Source organism: Enterococcus casseliflavus (assembly GCF_029215545.1).
Taxonomy (GTDB): domain Bacteria; phylum Bacillota; class Bacilli; order Lactobacillales; family Enterococcaceae; genus Enterococcus_D; species Enterococcus_D casseliflavus.
Genome location: NZ_CP119393.1, coordinates 1,578,992 through 1,598,858, shown reverse-complemented (window position 1 = coordinate 1,598,858; position 19,867 = coordinate 1,578,992). Strand labels below are relative to the sequence as shown.

Here is a 19,867-nt window from a genome sequence, read left to right as displayed (position 1 = left end):
TTCTCTCTTTTTTTCATCAACCATTTCATGTTTCTAATGCATCGCCTTACTTATTATAAATTTTCGGGCCTTTACGCATGTTTTTTCGATCGTTTTTTGGGGATTCCATTTTTTTTGAACGGCCGCCGCCTTGTTTTTTCTTGATTAGTTCTAACATTTTTTCTTTTTGATCCATCGATTCCACCTCTATTTCTTAGCAATACTGTCGGTTGAAAAGAAGTGTTCCTGACTTCTTTTATGTTTGCGAACAACTACCTTCGATCTATGGTAATAGAAAATAAAAGCTGCCTCTTACGATTCAAATCATCTGCAGCTAATTTTGCCTTTTTCTAGTACCCTGATTTAATCTACTTGGATTTTCCTGGTTTGTCAATGGCTGATGAAAAAAAGCTGATTTTTGATTGGCTCTTTCAAAAAAATAAACCTCCCTTTGTTGTACTATTTGTTCAATTTTACTATTTTATTTAATTTTTTTTATTATTTATTGGTATAATTATAACAGAACACCTATTCCGTTCTTTTCCTTCCCTCGTTCTTCTTTCGATTGTTTCTTAGCTTTCATTGTTCTTACAAATCACTCTATTTGAAAGGAGGTGGATACGTGCTGCACACTTACGCACCTGATCAGATTTATTTGTATGTATTGATTGGCTGTGCCATTTTAGCCTTTTTGCTGCTTCTGTTTGGCGATATCTTCGATTTTGATGGTCCAATTGATCCGATGTTGATCATCCCCTGGTTTGCCTTTACGAGTCTTTTCGGTTACTTAGGGGAAACTATTTTCCCAGGCTATTCGATGATGCTTTTCATTGGTAGCGGTTGTCTTTCTACAGGGCTCGTTTTTCTCTTGAATTTTTACGTGCTGATTCCCATGAGGAATGCTGAAGCGACGCTTTCGAGTTCCGAGAAAGACTTTGAAGGTCGAATCGCAACGGTGCTGACGCCGATTCCTTGTGAAGGAATGGGTGAAATTCAACTCACAAGTGTCACTGGTTCAAGTAATCGTCCAGCCTCGGCTTTTCAACCTATCGATGAACCATTAGCAGCAGGATCAAAAGTGTTGATTATTGAAGTCAAAGAGCGTATTTGCTACGTCGTTCCCTATACAGAAAAATTTTTGGGCAACTAAAATAAATCACTAAAGAGGTGCATCTATGGATATTTTCTTATCACCAATTGTCTTTCCGATCGCAATCGTGGCGTTCATTTTACTGATGCTTTTGATCATCTTTGTCACGAAATATCAAACAGCCAAGCCCGATGAAGCGTTGATTATCAGCGGAAGTTACCTTGGCAACAAAAATGTTCATGCGGATGAGAGCAATAACAAAATCAAAATCGTGCGTGGTGGCGGAGCCTTTGTTTTGCCAGTGTTCCAACGATCAAACCGAATCAGCTTACTTTCCAGCAAGCTGGATGTTTCAACACCAGAAGTATATACGGAACAAGGAGTTCCCGTTATGTGTGATGGAACTTCCATTATCAAGATTGGCTCATCCGTAGAAGAAATCGCAACGGCAGCGGAACAGTTTCTAGGAAAAACCCGTGAAGAATTAGAAAATGAGGCACGAGAAGTCTTGGAAGGTCACCTGCGTTCGATCCTTGGTTCGATGACCGTCGAAGAAATCTATCAAAATCGCGACAAATTCAGCCAAAGCGTGCAAGAAGTGGCCTCTGTCGATCTAGCGAAAATGGGCTTGATCATTGTCTCCTTTACGATCAAAGAAGTACGAGACAAAAATGGCTATTTAGATTCTCTTGGAAAACCTAGAATCGCCCAAGTCAAACGGGATGCTGAAATTGCGGAAGCCGAAGCGCTGAAAGAAACCCGCATCAAAAAAGCCCAATCGGAACAAGAATCGCAAACAGCGGAATCAAAACGCATGACCGAAATCGCTGAAGCATTGAAGGAAAAAGAATTGAAGTTGGCGCTTTATAAGAAAGAACAAGACATCGCCAAAGCCGATGCCGATCAAGCCTATCATCTGCAAAGTGCCATCATGAAACAAAAAGTCCGAGAACAAGAGATTGAAGTCGAAGTCGTTGAACGACAAAAACAAATCGAATTGGAAGAAAAAGAAATCTTGCGTCGAGAACGCCAATTTGATTCTGAGATCAAGAAAAAAGCCGATGCCGATCGTTATGCGCTTGAACAAGAAGCATTAGCGAAAAAAGCGTCTGCGTTAGCAACCACTGAAGCTGAGCAGTTTCGAACAGAGTCGTTGGCAAAAGCTGAAGCCGATAAAATTCGTCTGATTGGTTTGGCAGAAGCCGAGACGACCTTGGCGAAAGGAACGGCGGAAGCTGAAACGAAGGAAAAAATCGCTGAAGCCTTCAAGAAATATGATGAAGCAGCGATCCTTAGCATGATCGTTGAGATCATGCCGCAATTAGTCAAAGAGGCTGCCGCCCCATTAGGCAATATCGATAAAATTTCGGTCGTTGATACAGGATCAGGTGAAGGCGGTGGTGCCAATCGTGTCACCAATTACGCCACCAATCTCTTATCGACCACACAAGAGACTTTGAAAGAAACCCTTGGTCTTGATGTGAAATCGTTGATCGAAAACTTCGCCGGTTCCAATACGAGCGAGCCGCCTCAAGAATAAGAAAACTGCTGTTCGTCTTCATCGCTTCAAAAGCGACAAGGCGAACAGCAGTTTTTTTCTTACTCATTGCTATTGTGCTTACTCAGTGACCTCTTTGACATAGTTTGCAGGTACACCAGCCACGATCGTGCGTTCAGCGACATCTTTGGTCACCACTGCCCCAGCAGCAATGATCGCATGGTCACCGACGGTCACACCCGCAACGATCGTTGCATTTGAGCCAATCCAGACATTCTTCCCAATCGTAATGGGTGCTGGATAAAGCGTGCTACGATCTTCAGGGTGAAGGCCATGATTCAAGGTAGCTAGAACAACGTTATGCCCAATTAGGGTACCATCACCGATCGTGATCCCTCCTTGGTCTTGAAAATGACAACCGGCGTTAAGAAACACCCCTTTACCAATTTGGATGTTTTTGCCATAATCTGTATAAAAAGGCGGAAAAAGCGAAAATGTCGGTTCAACTGCTTTCCCAGTCAATTGGGCAAAAAGTTCTTGTAATTCATGAGGTTCATGATAAACCGTATTGATTTTCATGGTCAATTTTCTCGCCTCAGCACTCAAAGCCACCATTTGTTTTGAAGCTTGCGAACCGGCAAGTAAGGGTTCACCACTTGCCATAAGTTTGTTTAATTGATCGATCGTCATTTGTTTTTCTCCTAATCATTCGTTACTCACGAGTATTTTCTAGCGAAAAGACAACCTCCACGTCCTCTTCCCCCATTGCTTCTCTTAAGCCTGCTGGATCTTCAATAACGCCGATACGACTATAGCCACCATAAGAATTGGTAAAGGTCTGATAAAACAGCACCAACGTATGACTATTCCAGCTCATGATTTCTCCTGCGTGAATGATCTCCGGCCGTTCTGTAGTCATTTCTGGCAAATTCTCAGAAAAACGATAATATTTCTCGTTGTTGTTCAAGTCACTCATTGTCAACGTGAAGGGCATTTGATTTATTAGGTGTTTAGACGCCTCATTTTCATAAAACTTCGCTATAAAATCCTGTTGACCAACCGTAATGACGACAGCTGTTGCTGATTCAATCGTCGGTTGATCATGATCCTGACTTGCTTCAGAGGAAGTTTCGCTGGCAGACAGCGCATGCCTCTCCTCTGTTCCACTTGTCCCACAGGCACTTAGTAGGAACAGCAAGACAGCAGGGATGAGTTTTATCAACATGGCTTCGCTCCTTTCTGCTGATGATTCGATGTAGCGGCGGGCAACGGAATGCTTATTTTCTAAAATACGACTGCTCAGCAGAAGATATGGGACTGAACAGTCGTGCAGCTGGTTGTTGCTGTTTAATTCAAATGCTCTTGGAAGAATTCGGTCATTTGGTCAAAAGGAATCACCTCTGTTTGGTCGTATAGATCAACATGCGAAGCATTAGGAATGACTGTCAGCTCTTTGTTATCACCTTGCAATTGCTCAAAAGCGTCTTGACTGAAGTAAAGTGAGTGGGCTTCTTCTCCATGAAGCAATAAAACGGCGCTTTGGATCTCATCAATGTAAGACAAAAGTGGCATATTTAAGAATGACAGCGAAGACGTGACATTCCAACCATCATTAGAGTTCAAGGAACGTTCGTGGTAGCCTCGTTCTGTTTTGTAATAATCAAAGTAATCCTGCATAAAGACCGGCGCATCTTCTGGCAGTGTATCTGGTACCCCACCTGCTCGTTCGTAGCTGCCATTGGCAAAATCAACTGTACGTTGGGCGTTCAGCTGCTGGCGCAATTCATGGCGTCCTTCAGCCCCCATTTCATCAAAATACCCTTGAGCATTGACTCGCGACATGTCATACATGGTGGCAGAAACAGTCGCTTTCACACGGGTATCGATGGCTGCGGCATTCAAAGCTAGACCACCCCAGCCACAAATCCCGATCAAACCGATTCTTTCTTCATCTACGTTTTCTTGGACAGATAGAAAATCGACGGCTGCTTGAAAATCTTCTGTATTAATGTCTGGTGAAGCCACATAGCGTGGTTCGCCACCGCTTTCACCTGTATAGGACGGATCAAAAGCGATCGTAACAAAACCACGCTCTGCCATCGTTTGAGCATATAGACCAGATGTCTGCTCTTTGACTGCTCCAAAAGGTCCGCTAACGGCGATTGCTGGAAGTGGTCCTTGCGCATCAATTGGTTCATAAAGATCCGCAACTAAAGTGATCCCGTAACGATTCTGGAAAGTCACTTTTCGGTGATTCACCGTGTCACTTTCTGGGAAAACTTTATCCCATTCATCTGTCAATGAAACATTTTCTGTCATCGTTTCTCCTCCTGAGCTGGCTTGCGGCTCTTCATTCGTCTCCTCATTATTGCTGCTACAAGCACCTAAAACCAACGGTGCCAGCACAACTAAAGACACAAGGGCCTTCTTTTGCCATTTTTTCATTTCATTCGCCTTCTTTCTCGGTCAACTATCCTGTACCTTAGGGCGATTCTCCAATGTTTTTCAAATGATCAAGGTCTGGATGATCGTTTTTTCTTGATCGCTTGAGCTATTTTTGGATAAACCTATTGTACTTGCCGCATCTTTCTATGTAAAATACTAATGTTAAATACCTAACTATTCATATATAGCATAGAAAAAGGAGTATAGACCTATGGAATTAAAAAGTTTAACCACGTTTCTAGCAGTTGCAGAAAAAGAAACGATTTCAGCTGCCGCAAAACATCTGCATCTCTCGCAACCATCCCTGTCACGACAGTTAATGGAGTTAGAAAAAGAATTAGGTGTCACGCTGTTCACCAGAGGCAATCGCAAAATTACGCTGACGGAAGATGGCCTCTTGTTTCGTAAGCGGGCGGAAGAAATTGTAGAATTGTTAGAAAAGACCCGTTCTGAATTTTTGTCGCCTCGAGATACGATTGCCGGTAACGTGTCGATCGGTGCTGGAGAAACCTACGTGATCCAGCTGTTGGGAAAAATCATCAAGGAGATTCAAGTTGAGTACCCTAACGTCAAATTTCATTTATTTAGCGGCAATGCTGACGAGGTCAAAGAACGGTTGGACAAAGGATTGTTGGATTTTGGCGTCGTGATCAGCCCCGTCGACGTCAAAAAATACCATTCCTTGCGCTTACCTGCCAGAGACACCTGGGGCGTCTTGATGCGAAAAGACAGTCCCCTTGCTAGTAACGAAGTCATCACACCAAAGGATCTCTGGGAGGTTCCCTTGATTACTTCACGACAAAGTCTGGTCAGCAGTGAGCTTTCTAAATGGTTGAAAAAAGACATGAACAAATTGACTGTCGTTGCCACGTATAATCTCGTGTACAATGCGTCAAAATTGGTTGAAGAAGGCGTCGGCTATGCATTGACCCTCGACAAATTAATCAACTTCACCCCTGACAGTCCTTTATGCTTTAGAAAATTGAGTCCCACTCTTGAATCAGATCTTGCAGTCATTTGGAAGAACACCCAAGTTTTTTCAAAAGCCTCTGGACTTTTCTTGGAGCGGATGAAGGAACGCTTTATAGAGGAATGATTTCAAATAAAAAAAGATTTATCTCAAAACAATTATGAGATAAATCTTTCTTTACGTTTTCTTCTGATTCTTTTTGTATGTGAACTCTTTAGACACCGCCATCCTCCAAGCTTAGCAAATTTCCTTCTGGATCGCGGAAATAGGCAATATGAAAAGCTTGGTCCCCTTCCCCCAAAACGGTTTTACTCACTTCAAACACTACACCAGCATTGTTCATTCTCGTATAATCTTCTTCAAAATCCGTGGTGTGAAACGTTGCCGAAAGCGTATCAGATGAAATCCGATTATCCGAAATCGGATAGCCCTCCATTTGATCGATCACGGCATCCACTTGGAACATACCAAAAAAAGGCGCCTCCTCTTTCTTCGATGCAAAGCTTGTATAAGGACCTGACTCATCGCCATAAGTTGGTACCAAACCAACTTTTTCCGTATAAAAATGATAACACTTCTGATAGTCTCCTTTGACTTGAACGCAAGCTGTGATTCGTTGAATAGTCATTTGTCTTTTCTCCTTTTCCAATGTGTCTTCCATCAATTCAAAAGTAATTAAAGCATATTTTACCCATAATAGCATATTTAGCGAGTAAAATTTATTTCATTGTGAATTTTATCCGATAATCTAATCAAAATTAGCGTTGGTTTTCCCAAGAGTCACTTATATTAAAACCCAATCAGAGGAAAGGCGATAAACTTAGAGTCTTCTGATTGACTTTTACTTTTCTTAACCTAAAAAATGGGTAAACTATAACAAAGATTCCTTTTTGATAGATGTAATAAAATCAGACTATCCAAGTTAAATAAACATACTCTTACTTTATTTACTTTTTTTGAACACGATCAATTCGGTGATATCTTCAAAGAGTGATGGATTAGCGACATCAAAAATCACAGAAAAAAACTTCATTTTCGTGCCATTAGTTAGCGCCTTATGAATGGTTTCCTTTGTCTCTTCACTGATTGGTAAAGACAATAACTGTGTTCGGACTTTCTCGCTAAAGTGAAAAGAGACTTTGAAGAAGTCCTCCCACATCGAGAGCCAAAAAATTGGTTTTACTTTATTCGTTCCACGAGTCGTTGTCCATTTGTATTCGCCTTTGGACAACCACGCTTTTCCATCTTTGTAATAGCGCCAATCCATAAGAGAGATGCCCTCGTTTTCAAGGGTTTCGATAAAACGTTGATAAATGACATATCCTTCACCCAAAGATTCTGCAATCAGCTGCTCTGTTGGTTTCACGTTTTTGTCTCGAAACAATTGCTTTTTGCCTTCCATCCTTCCACTCAACTCCTTTGCGCTTCGTTTTTTAAGGTTTTCGCTACGTTACAATTTGATTTTGTTGATATCATCTGTGATGACCCAATCATCCATATTTTTGTCACGATTGTACTGAAATGGTGTTATTTCTTCTAATTCAGCGATTTCATAGACCGCTAGATACTTTTTCCCTGCCCAACGATCGACTTGTTTTTTCGATAAATTCAACTCTTTTTCATAGCGTTTTACAAAATCTATGGATTCTTCTTTCGTCATCTTTTCAGATTCAATCACGTTGGCAATGCTGCCCCGATGAGTGATGGTCAAATCGCCGCCGGTCTCCACAAAATACACAAGATCGTTGATTTTGGCTCTTCCTCCTAAAGGTGATTTTCTGCCGGCTGCCCCCCGAATGATCATTGTTTTGTCACCGTGAATCAGTTTCTCAAGCTCTTTGGCTTCCTTATTTAAATAGACCAAATGTTCTGCCCGACCGACTTTTCCTTGATACCATTCTGCTGGTTTTGTCATAAGAAGTTCCTCTTTTCATATGAATTGTTTTTTGAGCTGTTCATTCCATAGTGGCTAGTTATTGGAACGTTTTTTTAATGGTGTATAGGTGAGAGGTGCAACTGTTTAGATTGATGAATGAATAAAACTTTTGTGCAAAGGCATTAGGCGTGCCGCATCGGGCAAATGTTTCCGCATCTTCTTTCGTTTCGAACTTGGTGATGTCCGCCCAAGTTTCTCCATCTACGAATAATTCAAAAGAAAGGTATCCTCTTTGTTTGGAAATGTATTCTCGGTTTAATTGTTCAACGACACGAACAAATTCCGCTGTTGAAACGCCTTTTTTTAATTTGTACGAATTATGAAAAGCAACCTGTGCCATCGGGGCTTCCTCCTTTTAGATTCCATCAAGTAATAGAGCGTTTAAAAAAAAACTAACAGTTCTCCATTCAACCGTTCAAATGACTTTTTTAACGTCCGTTGTATTTCTACCCTGTCCTTTCTTAACAGTTGCAACAAAAAGTCCGTTCAGCAGGAGAGCATTTGGTACTAAAGCGAGCACTCAAGAACTTCCCCCAATAGTTTGTCGTGGGGAACGATCAAACATTTCTCCATTGCTTTCCAGTAACTTTCATACAACTTTTTTTGAGCTTTGCCATAATTTTCTTCGCTATCAAACTCCCAATAGTGAGCATATTTCACACATTTTATGACTCTCGTCAATGGATCTGGCAGGCGACCTTCCTTGATGGTCCTCATTTCTTTGATGTAATGGGTTCGTTTCATTAATCGAAAGAACAAAGCCCCCTCCATGGCCTTCATTGCCTCTGTTGCTTCCTGCATGACTGCTTCAAAGGTCTCAACACTACTGGGTTTCACTTGATAGATACTGATTTCTGAAAACACCCCGACCGCTCCTTTCACTTGTGATTTTCTTCTCAATTATAGTATACCAAGTTTACGTCGTTGATAGTTTGGTCATTTTATTCATTTCTCATTTATCTTCCGTTTATTATTGATTTAGCCTCCTACCTGCGGGATCAAATTGCTAAATTATAATTTCATAAAAAGGCTAGCAGCCGAGCTTTATCAGTAGGTCACCTGCCTGCCATAGTCACAAAAGGGATCATTAAGCTTTCGTCTACAAAAAAAGCAATCAACTTTTGACAGCAGACTGCTTTTTCTTAACGCTCATTAGTGCAAAAGGAACGGTTTTAGCTCTGTCTCGATAAAGTCGATGCGATCAAAGACAGTTGGCTTAAAATACGCCGTAATGGCGATAACAGTCTCTGATTCGGGATCAATATAAAGGACATTTCCACTATTGCCGATGGCGGCATAGGTGCTTTTCTCAGCATCCAAGATCCACCATAAATACCCATAACTCATATTTTGAAATTTCTCTATGTTTGTCTCTAGCGGATTGACCATTTCAGTGAGCCATTGTGAAGAAATCACTTGTTGTCCTTGATGGATGCCTTGGTTCAAGCATAGCTCACCGATTTTGGCTAAATCTTTTGCTGAAAGACAAAGCCCGTAACCTGCAGTGCCAATATTTAAAGGATCGCAAAACCAAACCGGTTTTTTTGGTGCCTTGCTCATCGTAAAGTGCTTATGCTCTTGTGCCGTTTCCGCATAATAATTGGTCAGTTCGGCTACACCAAGAGGTCGAAATAAATAATGGTTCGCATAATCAACGGTCGTCATTCCAGAAGCTTTCGCTAACAAACCAGTGAGGATTTGCAGACAAACGGTTTGATAATTGAATTCATTTGTCACTCCTTTTCTTCCTCCCAATAAATCAAGCGAGGCGCTGGTCCAGTCGTCACTCGAACAAACCTTTGTCCATGGATCACCTTTGCATTTATACGGGGCTCGCATCGTTAATAGGTGTTTGATCGTAATATCCTGAATCGTTTTTTCGCCCCGTTTTACTTGATAGTCTGGAAAATAATCGAGTACTTTGTCATTGACACTCCGGATGACACCTTGATCGATCGCTATCCCAACTAGTAGAGAAACGATACTTTTCGTAGCGGACATAAGGTGGCAAGTATCCTCTGGCTTATACTCATGCCATTCATCCGTGTAAACTTCCTTTCCATTTTGGTAGGCAGCAATTTGGCAAATATTAGGCTGGTTTTTACTGATACATGCATGCAGTTCTTGTCTATTCATTTGTGAAGCCTCCCTTCAAAGATAAGCATAATACCATTAAAAATTGTTTTCAATGTTATTTTTAAAATTGTTTTTGAAGGGTCTTTTAAAAGTCTATTAGCGGTGAATACGCAAAAAAAGGCCCTCAATGATAGAGGCGCCTTACTTAAAACTTTCGAATATCGATTTTTGATTTCTATCCAGATTTTTTGAGAGGATCGTTATCAGCAATTCTTCTAATGCGGAAACAGTGGCGATGGTCCCCAAAATCAAGATAACAATTTTTTCATGGAACATGATGAGCAACAACGGGAAAATACATAAAAGAAATCCGACTGCTTTGTTGAGCCATGTATGCAGACTACTAAAAGACCGATATTTTACATAGCCAATCAGATAACTGACAAAACGAATCATAGCAATCACTAGTAGCCAGACCCAAAGCGTATGTACCGCCAACAGCTGTGGTAGAAAAGAAAGAAAAACTGCGAGAAAAAAGCTTACATCTGCGAAACTATCTAGTAAGGCACCCACCTCACTCGTAAGATTCAACCTTCTTGCAAGCAGCCCATCAACGAGGTCGCTTACAAAACAATAGGAATAGAGCAGCCAAAACCAGCCAGACATTGGCTGAAGGAATAGTAAAAGTGGTGCGAGAATCAGTCGAGTAGTGGTAAGGATATTGGGTAAATGATTCATTTGTTCTCCTTGCATTTCATTTTCTTCACAAATTTTGAAAGCCTAAGATTATTTTACATGCATAAAAGAAGTCCAAAGACTTTTAAACGTTTTTTCTTTTGAGCGTCCTACAAGCCCTGATGCAATGTTTCAAAACTGGTCCTTAGTATTCCTTCAACAATCGTATCCGATCCGTACTTCCTGGTATCCGATTCTGCACCTTTGTCCATCCCCTTGCTTGGTACACTTCATATTCTTGAAAGCGGCAAGGAAGACCTTTTGCATGGGCGATATCACTTGTGTCCATCACTTGAAAATGCAGATGAGGCGAAGTCGAATTTCCTGAATGGCCAACGCTTCCGATCACCATCCCTTTGGTGATGTTTTGTCCTACGGAAACATTGACAGATCCATTTTGTAGATGGACAAATGCCATATAAACGCCCTCAGAAGCTTTTATCACAATGTAGTTTCCAGCTATTTGTTGATAATCATCTTTTTGTTCATTAAAAAACAAACCATTTTTTACAGCGATCGAAAAATCTCTGATCCAGTGAACGATTTTCCGTTCCCGATAGCCATCTCTTGCAACAATTACTTCGCCATCACAAGGCGCATAGATTTTTTCGCCCCAACAATAACAGCTCTCCAGCGGAACCCCTAAGAAGAAATAGCGCAGAAAGCTTCGATTATGAAAAGCTTTGGTTTTCCCCTCAAAATTAACTTGTAAAAAATCAAAGGCATAACGCAACCCCATTCGATCGGTACCATGGCTAGGAATCTTCTCGGCTGGTGTAGTCGGCGCAAGCCACTCACCTCTTAAGGGGAATCCAATGGTTATCGGCTGCTCTTTCATAGGGCTTTCTCCTTTTTGGATCACATGATCTCTTTTATTTTGAAATGACTATCAATCGCGCGGCACTCTATACCCGTGCTTTACTCCTTTTCACTATAGGTCACCTAAGGATTTTTTTCAACTCTAAAAAGTGGGCTAACGGGCGTGCCTATCAAAAAAACACCTCAATCATGTAGTGATTCCAAACTGTTAGACCAAAAATTCTAACTTTTGAGCGTCGCTTCATGGATGAGGTGTTCTTACATTTTATTTTTTTGTAGCTCTTGGCGGTGACGGCTAATCCATCTAGCTATCGTCTGACTAAATAGCATTTGTCCATCCTCTACTGTTTGCGCTCCACCAATCGATAGTAGACTCTTGCGGTGATGAAATACACCAGCAGATAAATCATTGTAAACAACAGGACAGAAATAATCGTTACCGTAATCAATAAGTTACGATCCGTCAGACCAAAAAGAATCAGTAATTTTCGAATCATTGGTAAAGCAAACGCCAAATGGATGATCGCTGCCACCAAAGGAAATGAGAAGATCATCAAAACTTGCTGCTGGATCACTTGCTTGACTTCCTTATGGCTTAACCCAACTTTTTGCAAGATCTCGAAACGTTCTTTGTCCTCCATCCCTTCGGAAACTTGTTTATAATAAATGATCAATGCAGCAGCTAAAATAAAGATCACACCAAAAATCAAGCCTAAGAAGAAGAAGCCGCCGGTAAAGGTTTTTGTCTCAACTTCAAAAAGATCTTTTGATTCAACGCTCGCCTGAGCATCTGCTGCCAGAAGTTCGCTGCGAATCTGTTTTGCGATGGCTTCGCGATCGCTTGCTTCTTCTGTTTGAAAATTAAAGACTGTTGTTGTCACTGGTTGCTGGTAAAGTTGAAACTCTTCGTTTTGATACCAAGCGCTTAGCTTTTCGGCAAGCCACTGATCATCCACCACGAGAACAAGATGCTGAACGGGGTTTTCTGTTTTCGTGAATGTTGGCAGTTCTTTCAATTCCCGCAAGCGAAATTGACGATCATCGATCGTCGTCTTTTCTGGTAACGCTTGATGCGTCCAGGTGGCGGGAAAAACGAATAGTTCGTCGTCAGCGGGTCCTGTTTTCCCAGTGATTTCATGGTATTCAGAACTGGTAAGAAAAATAAGATACACGGCTTTATCTAAACTACCGCTATTTTCTTCAAAATTGGTTGAGGGAACAAAATTTGGTTCCTCAAAGGTAAAAAGCAACGGTCTTGTTGTAGTGACTTGCTGGCGCTCTTTGATCGATAGCTTCTCCTCAAGTCCATTAATTGCTGTGTTGATTTGCTGGGAATCAGCCGCTGACTCAATTTGAACATCGTAAGGAAAACGGGTTTCGATCACATTCTTTTGTCCAAAATAAAGACTGGCGGTCGTAGCAACGGTCACTAACACCATCGTTGATAAAATACAAATACTTGCTAAACCAGCCGCATTTTGCTTCATCCGATACAACATGGTAGAGACATTGATAAAATGGGTCGTTTGATAATAATAGGTCGTTCGTTTTCTTAAAAACTGCAATGCTTTGATACTGCCCGCAATAAACAACAAATAGGTAGCCAAGATTACGAGGACGACGGCGACAAAGAACAGGCCTAATGCACTGATAGGAGATTTGATCGTCACAGAGATCGTATAGCCTGCCACTAAACAAAGGACACCTAATAGTGCCAAAATACCTTTTGCTCGTGGTTCTTTTTCATTACGCTTGCTTCCCTGCAGTAGTTGAAGTGGATTGGTTTTGCGGACTTGCAGTATGTCAAATAAAAATAAACAACCAAAGACGAACATAAAATACAGGATCACCAAGCCAATACTCTCAAATGACAGTTTGAAGACAAAGAACTCGCCTACGGCTAAGATTTTCTTCAGTATCAAAAATCCTAATCGTGCAAACAATAAGCCACTGATCAATCCGGCGGCAAGGCTAATGAGAAAACTGTAAAAGAGTTCCCAAAAGACCACGAAGACTATCTCACGTTTTCCTAGTCCTAAAACATTGTAGAGACCAAATTCTTTTTTTCGCTGCTTGATCAAAAAGTTATTGGTGTAAAAGGAAAAGATCGCCGCAAAAATCATGAGGATGATATTTCCTAAACGAAACATGAAGATGGCGCTTTGACTACTAGGAAGTTCCTTCATTCCTGGATTGTTCACGATGATTTGCGTCATCATCAAAACAGCCACCAAGAAACTCATGGATAATAAAAAGGGTGTGTAAGCTTTGGCATTTTTACGCAAATTGGAGAAGGCGATTTTTTGAAAGAACATTGGTTACTCCTCCTTTGCAAAGACAGCAGTCATTGTTTCGGCTATTGCTTCTAGAAAAGCGGTATTGCTGCGATCCCCTCGATACAGCTGGTGAAACACATACCCGTCTTTGATAAACAAGACGCGTTGTGCGCGACTGGCTGCGATCGAACTGTGAGTGACCATCACGATCGTCTGTCCATTTTGATTGATCTGTTGAAATAATGTCAGCAGTTGATCAGAGGTTTTCGAATCCAGCGCTCCGGTTGGCTCATCTGCTAATAGCAGTTCCGGTTTTGTGATGATTGCTCGTGCGACAGCAACTCGTTGTTTTTGTCCGCCAGACAATTCATACGGATAGTGCTGCAATAAATCGGCGATCCCTAAAGTTTGTACGATAGGTTGAAGCTGCTTTTCCATTTGTTTGACGGAAACTTTTGATAAAACTAATGGCAATAAAATATTGTCTTTTACCGAAAAGGTGTCTAATAAATTAAAGTCTTGAAAAACAAAGCCTAAGTGATCCCGTCGAAAACTCGCTGCGTCTTTTTCTTTGATCGTGGTCAGATCGATGCCATTCAGCTGCATTTCACCCGCTGTTGGTTGGTCTAACGTCGCCATCAAGTTCAGCAACGTACTCTTTCCCGAACCTGATTCCCCCATGATAGCGACATATTCCCCTTCTTCTACCATAAAGGTAATATTTTTCAACGCTTCAACGGGTTGTCCGTTCAGCTGGCTTTGATAGATTTTTTTTACTTGTTGAATGTTTAAAAGTGTCATCTTGTTCCCTCCTTCCTTTTTAGAATAAGCTGACTGGCAGAAAAAAGCGACTTACAATAAAAACCGCAAACTTACAGTGTTGAAAGTTTGCGGCTATCGGTTATTTGTGGTGGGAAAATGAAGCGTGACGATGGTTCCCTGTCCCACTTCAGAATCAATCGCTAAACGGCAGCCGATTTTTTCAGCCGCTTGTTGACTCATATATAAGCCTAGCCCGCTCGCTCGTTGCTGAAAGCGACCATTTTTTCCCGTATATCCTTTCTCAAACACCCTTGGCAAGTCTTCCTTACGAATACCAATGCCGCTATCTTGAATCACTAAGGCATTGTCTTTAGTGAAAACGTTGATGCCACCAGTTTCGGTATACTTCAAGCTATTGAAAAGAACCTGTTCAAAAATAAAAACGAGCCACTTTCGATCGGATGTCACCGTCAAATCCACCGCCATGTCCAGTTGCAGATTCTTTTTCGAGAAAAACAAGGCATACTTTTTGATCGTTTGACGAACGAGGGGCGCTAAAGCAATCGACTCAAAGACAAAATCTTCATTCGCTAAATTTTGTCGTAAATAATTCAACATCATTTGCAAGTAATCATTCACCTTAAATAATTCCGCTTTGACCTCCGTCGGTGACAACGAATCGCTTTGGACCAAAAGATCCAGCGCAGCTAGAGGCGTTTTGATTTGATGAAGCCACAAGCCGAAATCTTCATAAATTTCTTCTTTTTTTAACGCTGCCTTGTAATCAGAAGTGGTTTTTTCTCTTGCCAATTGTTTAAGAAGGGCTTGGTATTCGTCTTCTAAACGATTTCGAGTGGCAGGCAAGAACGCCAACGCCGCTTCCGTCATACGTTGTTTTCTTAATAAATGCTGCAGCTGCTTTCTTTTTTGTGCGTAACGAAAATAATGAAAAAGGGAAAGTCCCCCTAAGATCACCCCTGAAAAGACCACATAGTCAATGAAGGGCTCCAATGAAAGGCTGTGGAGAAAGAATAGCCCAAATAGGCCCGCACTAAACAGCAGGTAAACGAGATAAAACTTTCCATAAAGGACGAAATATTCTTTCACGTTAGTCATAGGCGTGTTCCTTTTCTATCAAATACCCTTTATTCTTTACTGTCTGGATCAAATCGGATAGTTCGATCTGGCTTAATTTTTTTCGCAAGCGGGTCATATTGACCGCTAATGTGTTATTATCGATGAATTCTTCACTATTCCAGAGCATTTCAATGATGGTCTCTTTGGCTACGATCTTCCCTCGATGCTGCAAAAGCAAGGAAAGAATCCGAGCTTCATTTGGAGACAGTGGCAACTGTTCCCCCTGTTTTTTTAATACATTTTCTGTGGGATAAAAGGTTACTTGCCCTATCTCAAAGGTCAGCGCTTGTTGGTGGCTATACTGATAGCTCCGCCGCAGCAATGCTTGGATTTTTGCCAAAACGAAGGCTAAATCAAAGGGTTTTGTTAAATAATCATCTGCTCCCATGTTCATCGCCATGATCTGATTCATCTGTTGATCCATCGACGAAAGGAAAATGATCGGCACTTCTGACTTCTTGCGAATTTCTTGGCACCAATGATACCCGTTGTAATAAGGCAGCGAAATATCTAAAAGAACGAGATCCGGTTTGATCTCATGAAACTCTTGCAAGATGCTAGCAAAATTCTTCGCGGAAACACATTCGTACCCCCATTGCTGTAAATATTCTGCTAGAACAGAGACGATCGTTGCATCATCTTCAACAAGATATATTTTTTGCATGTCTTTCTCCTCTCTGTTGATTAATCACTTGCTTCTTTACAGACAGTGTACCAGAAAAGAAAAAGAATCGTCTAGATGGGGGGAACCTTTCAAAGGGCTGTTTTTCCTCAATCCTCTGCCAATCGAGCAAGAATTTCTTGGTAACGCTGTGTGGCAAAGGGACTGATATGCCCTTTTTGGCAAAAATTCAGTTTCCCCAGTTTGGGTACGACCCGTTCTACGATGACATTGCCATTTTGAACTTTCGATTCAAACTGCTGCAAAGCCTCCAAAAATCGTGCGTCTTTTCTGGCAGAAGGATAAAAAGACAAGACATACAGATAATAAAAAAGATTGTATCCTCTAAAGGGGTATTCTGTCTGCATAAATAATGTACCCATCCCATAATGACAGGGACTGATTGGCTGACGGATCTCCCAATGAGCAAGCAAAAATTCGCTTGCTTGCTTAAGCGTTTCCATTTTTTCACGATCATGAATATAGCGAAAAGCATCAAGGACCGTTAACGTCGTCATTGGCGTGGAAAAGTGGGTCTCCGGGCCGCGACCAAAACTATACTTATTACACTTCCAGCCGCCATCTGCTTCCTGAGTAGCAAGAAAATAGTGAACGGTCTGTTGCAGCCGCTGGTCCCTTGTGTAACCAAGAGCACACAGCGTTCGCAAAGCCAACGCCGTATGACATGGATAGATCCCCCCTGACGGAGAAATTTTAAATCTGCCATCTTCTCTCCATCCTTGAAAGATCAATGCGGCTGTCTCTTTTAATAAGTTCTCCTCAGGAGACATACCAAGTTCAAGTAAATAAAGAGGACTTTCTAAGGTCGTAAAGGGTGCTCCTTTTAGTAATTTATGGTCTGGCGTCGACCATAAATCGGCGCCATGATCATATTGATGGGAAATGATTGCTTCGATGTCTTGCTGAACCCTCTGATCCATATTGATCTTCCTCCCTCTCTTAAGTGTCGTGCCATCAACCCAATAATCCTCATTGACCCACGGTGCACTCGCTTCTAGAATGATAAAAATTCGAACGTTTTTTAACACACGAGTTAGGTTTTTATTTGTGAATTGTCCAAATGAATTTTAGAAATCAAATAGTTTTTTCCAGACGGACGTACTTTTAAAAAGAATGTTCTAGTTTTCCTGATGACAGGTTTTAAAAAAGTTTGTCTCTGATATCACATGGTTATACGAACCCCACAATGAAAGATCACCTGAATAGGAACACGTTCACGCAACAAGTTCATGCCACGCTCTTTTAGTAAAAGGAATCAGGCATAATGAAATAGTTCAAAACGAATGCCTTCTGGGCTTTCAAAGAATAAGGCATAGTAGTTAGGAGCGATGCGCTCTTTGTACTCCATTGGTCGATCGTGAAGGATCTTTACCCCTAAAGCTTTTATTTTGGGAAAGATCGCATCTACTACTTCGCGGCTTTCCGCCTTAAATGCTATGTGTTGAACAGAGCCAAGTTTTCTTGAATCGATTTTCTCGTTCTTCCATTCTTTTCGTGGGGAACAAATGCCGAAATCAAATGAATCGCCTATATATTCTACTACTTCCATATCAGCATGTTCTAAGTACCCAGAATATTTCTTCTGAAGGTCAAAACCTAATAGTGCAAATAATTGATCATAAAAGCCTTCTGCTTTTTTTACATCATTGACTGTGATTTGGATATGGTGAAACTGAATGTTCATATTCGCTCCTTTCTGGCTAACAAAATAAGTGTTTCAGGAAAAAAGCCGCTTGCGGAAGTTTGATTCAACTAAATTAGCTAGGAAGCTCACTTAATGTAGAAATCACCTTTTCCATTGCCGTTGCTACTTCTTTAGGCAACTTATTATAGCCATCATTTTCTGTCTCTTGAGCCAAAATAAAGTCCAGCCGTCCTTGCATCCGCTCTCTTAAATGAGCAACATAGGAGGCATCTTGAAAATCGACTTTAAAGCCTGTTACTGGCAGGAAACTCATTTCGGTGATCCCACCGAAATTTTTAAATTCAGCCTCGCCTTCCACAATTTTTTCAATCGATGTTAGTGTGACTTCAGGCGTGACTTTCTTGCCTTTGTAAAAGCCTGTATTTAGAATATAACAAGCCGTTTGGTTTTCTTTAAACAAGTGCATGAAATGGGCAAAATCTTCCCCTAAAGGATAGACTCTAAATGGATTGGCATAAGGTTCGATGACCAGTTTATCTATATCCGTGGTCTCGACAATATGTTCAGCTGTCGTGCGCTTCGTAGCTAAGGTCAAACCAAAAACAGCGGCTAAAATCGGATCGTCAATTTTTACTACCGGAGGCAGCGTGTTATCTTTCATGATCCAAAATACGGCATCGATCGGCGAATCTAAATGGTCTACCCGATTAGGTGTGACATATCGTGATTTGACGGTTCGACCATTCCCATTACGAATATCTTGGGTCACGAGGACCTTTTTTCCTTTCTCGTCTAAAGTAACCCCAACATTTTGACAGGTGATAAAGTAGCGGACATTTGGGTTGGTTAGTGGATAGTCTTGCGTTTTATCAAAATAAGAAGGCTCCAGTGCAGTGGAGGCACCATTTGTTTGATTAATCACAAATGCATCGTCATGCAGAACCTTGATCTCATATTTGCCATCATGTTCTGCCAATGTGATAGTCGATTTTCCTGATCCTGAAAGACCAAAAGCAGCCATCGTAAATGTTCGATTCGGTAACTGATACTGCTTCATTCCCCCATGACACGCCACAAAGCCATGGCGATGCGCGGTAGCCCAAGCCAAAGTTAATGTCGCTTTTTTCAATTCACCAAAATAGTTTAAACCTAAGACTGCCGCAACATTGTGTTCAGGATCAAAAAGAGACAGCCCGTAAGGAAAATCAGGATGAGACCAGTCTGGATCAGCGTACAAAAAAATGTCCGTCTCTGGATATTCTTTGGAACGTTGGTATCTTTCCTCCCATGATTTCGTCATCAATTGAAAATTCAACAAATAAGAGTAAAAATTGGTTTCATAGTGCTCTGGTATCAACAGGTGAGCTTTGACCATAAACGCTTCGTCTAATCCTACAACAACTTCACCACCATAAAATTGCTTGCGGGTTCCATGATATAAGGCATCTCGCAAAATGTCTTCATATAATTCTCGCTGGATTCCAGGATGTCCGATGATGCGTCGAGCTGACGCTGTTCGTCCAACAACTTTTCCGTCATTAAACACGATGACTTTTGCATCCTCTGGTAGTCCTAACTCCTTGGTGTGTGATACCGGCATATCCGTAAGAATAGCCCCAGAAGATTCTTTTGCTAAGTGATAGGCAGTGGCTAGATCATCAATCCAAGTGACATTGTTCCCATAAAAAGCTGACTCTATCAACACTTTAAAACTAGACAAATGCGTATTTTGCGGTGTAATCTCTTTGTGTGAAAATGCACGAATCGTTGCCATGTGCAATCCCTCCTAACAAAAATTTTCTATTCACTACGTTTAT

At 41.3% G+C, this 19,867-nt stretch carries 22 protein-coding genes; 3 read left to right on the top strand and 19 right to left on the bottom strand.

What is annotated here, in order from left to right; translation table 11 throughout:
- Positions 1 to 46: 46 nt before the first annotated feature.
- Positions 47 to 175 carry a hypothetical protein gene (locus P0G38_RS07770; protein WP_005236316.1) on the bottom strand — a complete coding sequence of 43 codons (129 nt, stop codon included), beginning with the start codon at positions 173 to 175 and terminating at the stop codon, positions 47 to 49.
- Between the two features lie 426 nt (positions 176 to 601).
- Between P0G38_RS07770 and P0G38_RS07765 the strand changes: the two genes are divergently transcribed.
- Together P0G38_RS07765 and P0G38_RS07760 are read left to right on the top strand one after the other, a co-directional pair.
- A complete protein-coding gene (locus P0G38_RS07765; RefSeq protein WP_074535252.1) occupies positions 602 to 1,129 on the top strand; it encodes an NfeD family protein in 528 nt (175 codons plus the stop codon).
- Positions 1,130 to 1,154: 25 nt separating this feature from the next.
- On the top strand, positions 1,155 to 2,609 hold the full coding sequence (locus P0G38_RS07760; RefSeq protein WP_005230116.1) for a flotillin family protein: 1,455 nt from the start codon (positions 1,155 to 1,157) through the stop codon (positions 2,607 to 2,609).
- A 78-nt stretch (positions 2,610 to 2,687) separates the two neighbouring features.
- On the opposite strand, the gene P0G38_RS07755 is transcribed toward P0G38_RS07760, so the two are convergent.
- The 3 genes from P0G38_RS07755 to P0G38_RS07745 all read right to left on the bottom strand — a co-directional run bounded on the left by P0G38_RS07755 (position 2,688) and on the right by P0G38_RS07745 (position 5,012).
- Positions 2,688 to 3,257: a sugar O-acetyltransferase gene (locus P0G38_RS07755; RefSeq protein ID WP_074535251.1), complete on the bottom strand. Its 570-nt coding sequence runs from the start codon at positions 3,255 to 3,257 to the stop codon at positions 2,688 to 2,690.
- A 22-nt stretch (positions 3,258 to 3,279) separates the two neighbouring features.
- The gene (locus tag P0G38_RS07750) at positions 3,280 to 3,792 is read right to left on the bottom strand and encodes a cyclophilin-like fold protein (RefSeq protein WP_074535250.1); all 513 of its coding nucleotides are present in this window, start codon (positions 3,790 to 3,792) and stop codon (positions 3,280 to 3,282) included.
- Positions 3,793 to 3,914: 122 nt separating this feature from the next.
- Positions 3,915 to 5,012, bottom strand: coding sequence for an alpha/beta hydrolase (locus P0G38_RS07745; protein ID WP_074535249.1), 1,098 nt, complete (start codon positions 5,010 to 5,012; stop codon positions 3,915 to 3,917).
- A gap of 211 nt (positions 5,013 to 5,223) precedes the next feature.
- On the opposite strand from P0G38_RS07745, the gene P0G38_RS07740 reads away from it, so the two are divergent.
- Positions 5,224 to 6,108 (top strand): LysR family transcriptional regulator, encoded by an 885-nt coding sequence (locus P0G38_RS07740; protein ID WP_074535248.1) that lies wholly within the window; start codon positions 5,224 to 5,226, stop codon positions 6,106 to 6,108.
- A gap of 88 nt (positions 6,109 to 6,196) precedes the next feature.
- Here the strand turns inward: P0G38_RS07740 and P0G38_RS07735 are convergent, their stop codons facing one another.
- From P0G38_RS07735 to P0G38_RS07665, 15 genes are all read right to left on the bottom strand, one after another.
- Positions 6,197 to 6,610: a VOC family protein gene (locus tag P0G38_RS07735; protein ID WP_034858575.1), complete on the bottom strand. Its 414-nt coding sequence runs from the start codon at positions 6,608 to 6,610 to the stop codon at positions 6,197 to 6,199.
- A gap of 315 nt (positions 6,611 to 6,925) precedes the next feature.
- Positions 6,926 to 7,384 (bottom strand): DUF3788 family protein, encoded by a 459-nt coding sequence (locus P0G38_RS07730; protein WP_074535247.1) that lies wholly within the window; start codon positions 7,382 to 7,384, stop codon positions 6,926 to 6,928.
- A gap of 48 nt (positions 7,385 to 7,432) precedes the next feature.
- The gene (locus tag P0G38_RS07725) at positions 7,433 to 7,897 is read right to left on the bottom strand and encodes a hypothetical protein (RefSeq protein WP_074535246.1); all 465 of its coding nucleotides are present in this window, start codon (positions 7,895 to 7,897) and stop codon (positions 7,433 to 7,435) included.
- A 58-nt stretch (positions 7,898 to 7,955) separates the two neighbouring features.
- Positions 7,956 to 8,258, bottom strand: coding sequence for an antibiotic biosynthesis monooxygenase family protein (locus P0G38_RS07720; RefSeq protein ID WP_074535245.1), 303 nt, complete (start codon positions 8,256 to 8,258; stop codon positions 7,956 to 7,958).
- Positions 8,259 to 8,425: 167 nt separating this feature from the next.
- Positions 8,426 to 8,800 (bottom strand): hypothetical protein, encoded by a 375-nt coding sequence (locus P0G38_RS07715; protein WP_005230091.1) that lies wholly within the window; start codon positions 8,798 to 8,800, stop codon positions 8,426 to 8,428.
- Between the two features lie 270 nt (positions 8,801 to 9,070).
- Positions 9,071 to 10,054: a serine hydrolase domain-containing protein gene (locus tag P0G38_RS07710; RefSeq protein WP_074535244.1), complete on the bottom strand. Its 984-nt coding sequence runs from the start codon at positions 10,052 to 10,054 to the stop codon at positions 9,071 to 9,073.
- 141 nt (positions 10,055 to 10,195) lie between these two features.
- A complete protein-coding gene (locus P0G38_RS07705; protein WP_081116905.1) occupies positions 10,196 to 10,747 on the bottom strand; it encodes a CDP-alcohol phosphatidyltransferase family protein in 552 nt (183 codons plus the stop codon).
- Between the two features lie 127 nt (positions 10,748 to 10,874).
- Complete coding sequence (locus P0G38_RS07700) at positions 10,875 to 11,567, bottom strand: M23 family metallopeptidase (RefSeq protein ID WP_074535242.1); 693 nt, start codon at positions 11,565 to 11,567, stop codon at positions 10,875 to 10,877.
- A 322-nt stretch (positions 11,568 to 11,889) separates the two neighbouring features.
- Positions 11,890 to 13,863 (bottom strand): ABC transporter permease, encoded by a 1,974-nt coding sequence (locus tag P0G38_RS07695; protein ID WP_074535241.1) that lies wholly within the window; start codon positions 13,861 to 13,863, stop codon positions 11,890 to 11,892.
- Positions 13,864 to 13,866: 3 nt separating this feature from the next.
- Entirely contained in the window at positions 13,867 to 14,625 is a 759-nt protein-coding gene (locus P0G38_RS07690; protein WP_010749611.1) for an ABC transporter ATP-binding protein, read from the bottom strand.
- Between the two features lie 93 nt (positions 14,626 to 14,718).
- On the bottom strand, positions 14,719 to 15,702 hold the full coding sequence (locus P0G38_RS07685; RefSeq protein ID WP_074535240.1) for a sensor histidine kinase: 984 nt from the start codon (positions 15,700 to 15,702) through the stop codon (positions 14,719 to 14,721).
- The gene (locus P0G38_RS07680; RefSeq protein ID WP_010749609.1) at positions 15,695 to 16,387 is read right to left on the bottom strand and encodes a response regulator transcription factor; all 693 of its coding nucleotides are present in this window, start codon (positions 16,385 to 16,387) and stop codon (positions 15,695 to 15,697) included. The genes P0G38_RS07685 and P0G38_RS07680 overlap by 8 nt, the downstream gene beginning before the upstream one ends.
- 107 nt (positions 16,388 to 16,494) lie before the next feature.
- A complete protein-coding gene (locus tag P0G38_RS07675) occupies positions 16,495 to 17,325 on the bottom strand; it encodes a prenyltransferase/squalene oxidase repeat-containing protein (protein WP_074535239.1) in 831 nt (276 codons plus the stop codon).
- 335 nt (positions 17,326 to 17,660) lie between these two features.
- Positions 17,661 to 18,089, bottom strand: a complete 429-nt coding sequence (locus tag P0G38_RS07670) for a VOC family protein (RefSeq protein WP_167827051.1) — start codon at positions 18,087 to 18,089, stop codon at positions 17,661 to 17,663.
- Positions 18,090 to 18,162: 73 nt separating this feature from the next.
- Positions 18,163 to 19,824 carry a phosphoenolpyruvate carboxykinase (ATP) gene (locus P0G38_RS07665; RefSeq protein ID WP_074535238.1) on the bottom strand — a complete coding sequence of 554 codons (1,662 nt, stop codon included), beginning with the start codon at positions 19,822 to 19,824 and terminating at the stop codon, positions 18,163 to 18,165.
- Between the last annotated feature and the right edge of the window lie 43 nt (positions 19,825 to 19,867).

Coding starts and splice junctions, on each gene's coding strand:
- P0G38_RS07740 (WP_074535248.1), top strand. CDS start 5,224: ATGGAATTAAAAAGTTTAACCACGTTTCTAGCAGTTGCAGAAAAAGAA.
- P0G38_RS07685 (WP_074535240.1), bottom strand. CDS start 15,702: ATGACTAACGTGAAAGAATATTTCGTCCTTTATGGAAAGTTTTATCTC.
- P0G38_RS07745 (WP_074535249.1), bottom strand. CDS start 5,012: ATGAAAAAATGGCAAAAGAAGGCCCTTGTGTCTTTAGTTGTGCTGGCA.
- P0G38_RS07700 (WP_074535242.1), bottom strand. CDS start 11,567: ATGAAAGAGCAGCCGATAACCATTGGATTCCCCTTAAGAGGTGAGTGG.
- P0G38_RS07735 (WP_034858575.1), bottom strand. CDS start 6,610: ATGACTATTCAACGAATCACAGCTTGCGTTCAAGTCAAAGGAGACTAT.
- P0G38_RS07705 (WP_081116905.1), bottom strand. CDS start 10,747: ATGCAAGGAGAACAAATGAATCATTTACCCAATATCCTTACCACTACT.
- P0G38_RS07710 (WP_074535244.1), bottom strand. CDS start 10,054: ATGAATAGACAAGAACTGCATGCATGTATCAGTAAAAACCAGCCTAAT.
- P0G38_RS07755 (WP_074535251.1), bottom strand. CDS start 3,257: ATGACGATCGATCAATTAAACAAACTTATGGCAAGTGGTGAACCCTTA.
- P0G38_RS07675 (WP_074535239.1), bottom strand. CDS start 17,325: ATGGATCAGAGGGTTCAGCAAGACATCGAAGCAATCATTTCCCATCAA.
- P0G38_RS07680 (WP_010749609.1), bottom strand. CDS start 16,387: ATGCAAAAAATATATCTTGTTGAAGATGATGCAACGATCGTCTCTGTT.
- P0G38_RS07730 (WP_074535247.1), bottom strand. CDS start 7,384: ATGGAAGGCAAAAAGCAATTGTTTCGAGACAAAAACGTGAAACCAACA.
- P0G38_RS07695 (WP_074535241.1), bottom strand. CDS start 13,863: ATGTTCTTTCAAAAAATCGCCTTCTCCAATTTGCGTAAAAATGCCAAA.
- P0G38_RS07690 (WP_010749611.1), bottom strand. CDS start 14,625: ATGACACTTTTAAACATTCAACAAGTAAAAAAAATCTATCAAAGCCAG.
- P0G38_RS07760 (WP_005230116.1), top strand. CDS start 1,155: ATGGATATTTTCTTATCACCAATTGTCTTTCCGATCGCAATCGTGGCG.
- P0G38_RS07720 (WP_074535245.1), bottom strand. CDS start 8,258: ATGGCACAGGTTGCTTTTCATAATTCGTACAAATTAAAAAAAGGCGTT.
- P0G38_RS07750 (WP_074535250.1), bottom strand. CDS start 3,792: ATGTTGATAAAACTCATCCCTGCTGTCTTGCTGTTCCTACTAAGTGCC.
- P0G38_RS07665 (WP_074535238.1), bottom strand. CDS start 19,824: ATGGCAACGATTCGTGCATTTTCACACAAAGAGATTACACCGCAAAAT.
- P0G38_RS07770 (WP_005236316.1), bottom strand. CDS start 175: ATGGATCAAAAAGAAAAAATGTTAGAACTAATCAAGAAAAAACAAGGC.
- P0G38_RS07725 (WP_074535246.1), bottom strand. CDS start 7,897: ATGACAAAACCAGCAGAATGGTATCAAGGAAAAGTCGGTCGGGCAGAA.
- P0G38_RS07670 (WP_167827051.1), bottom strand. CDS start 18,089: ATGAACATTCAGTTTCACCATATCCAAATCACAGTCAATGATGTAAAA.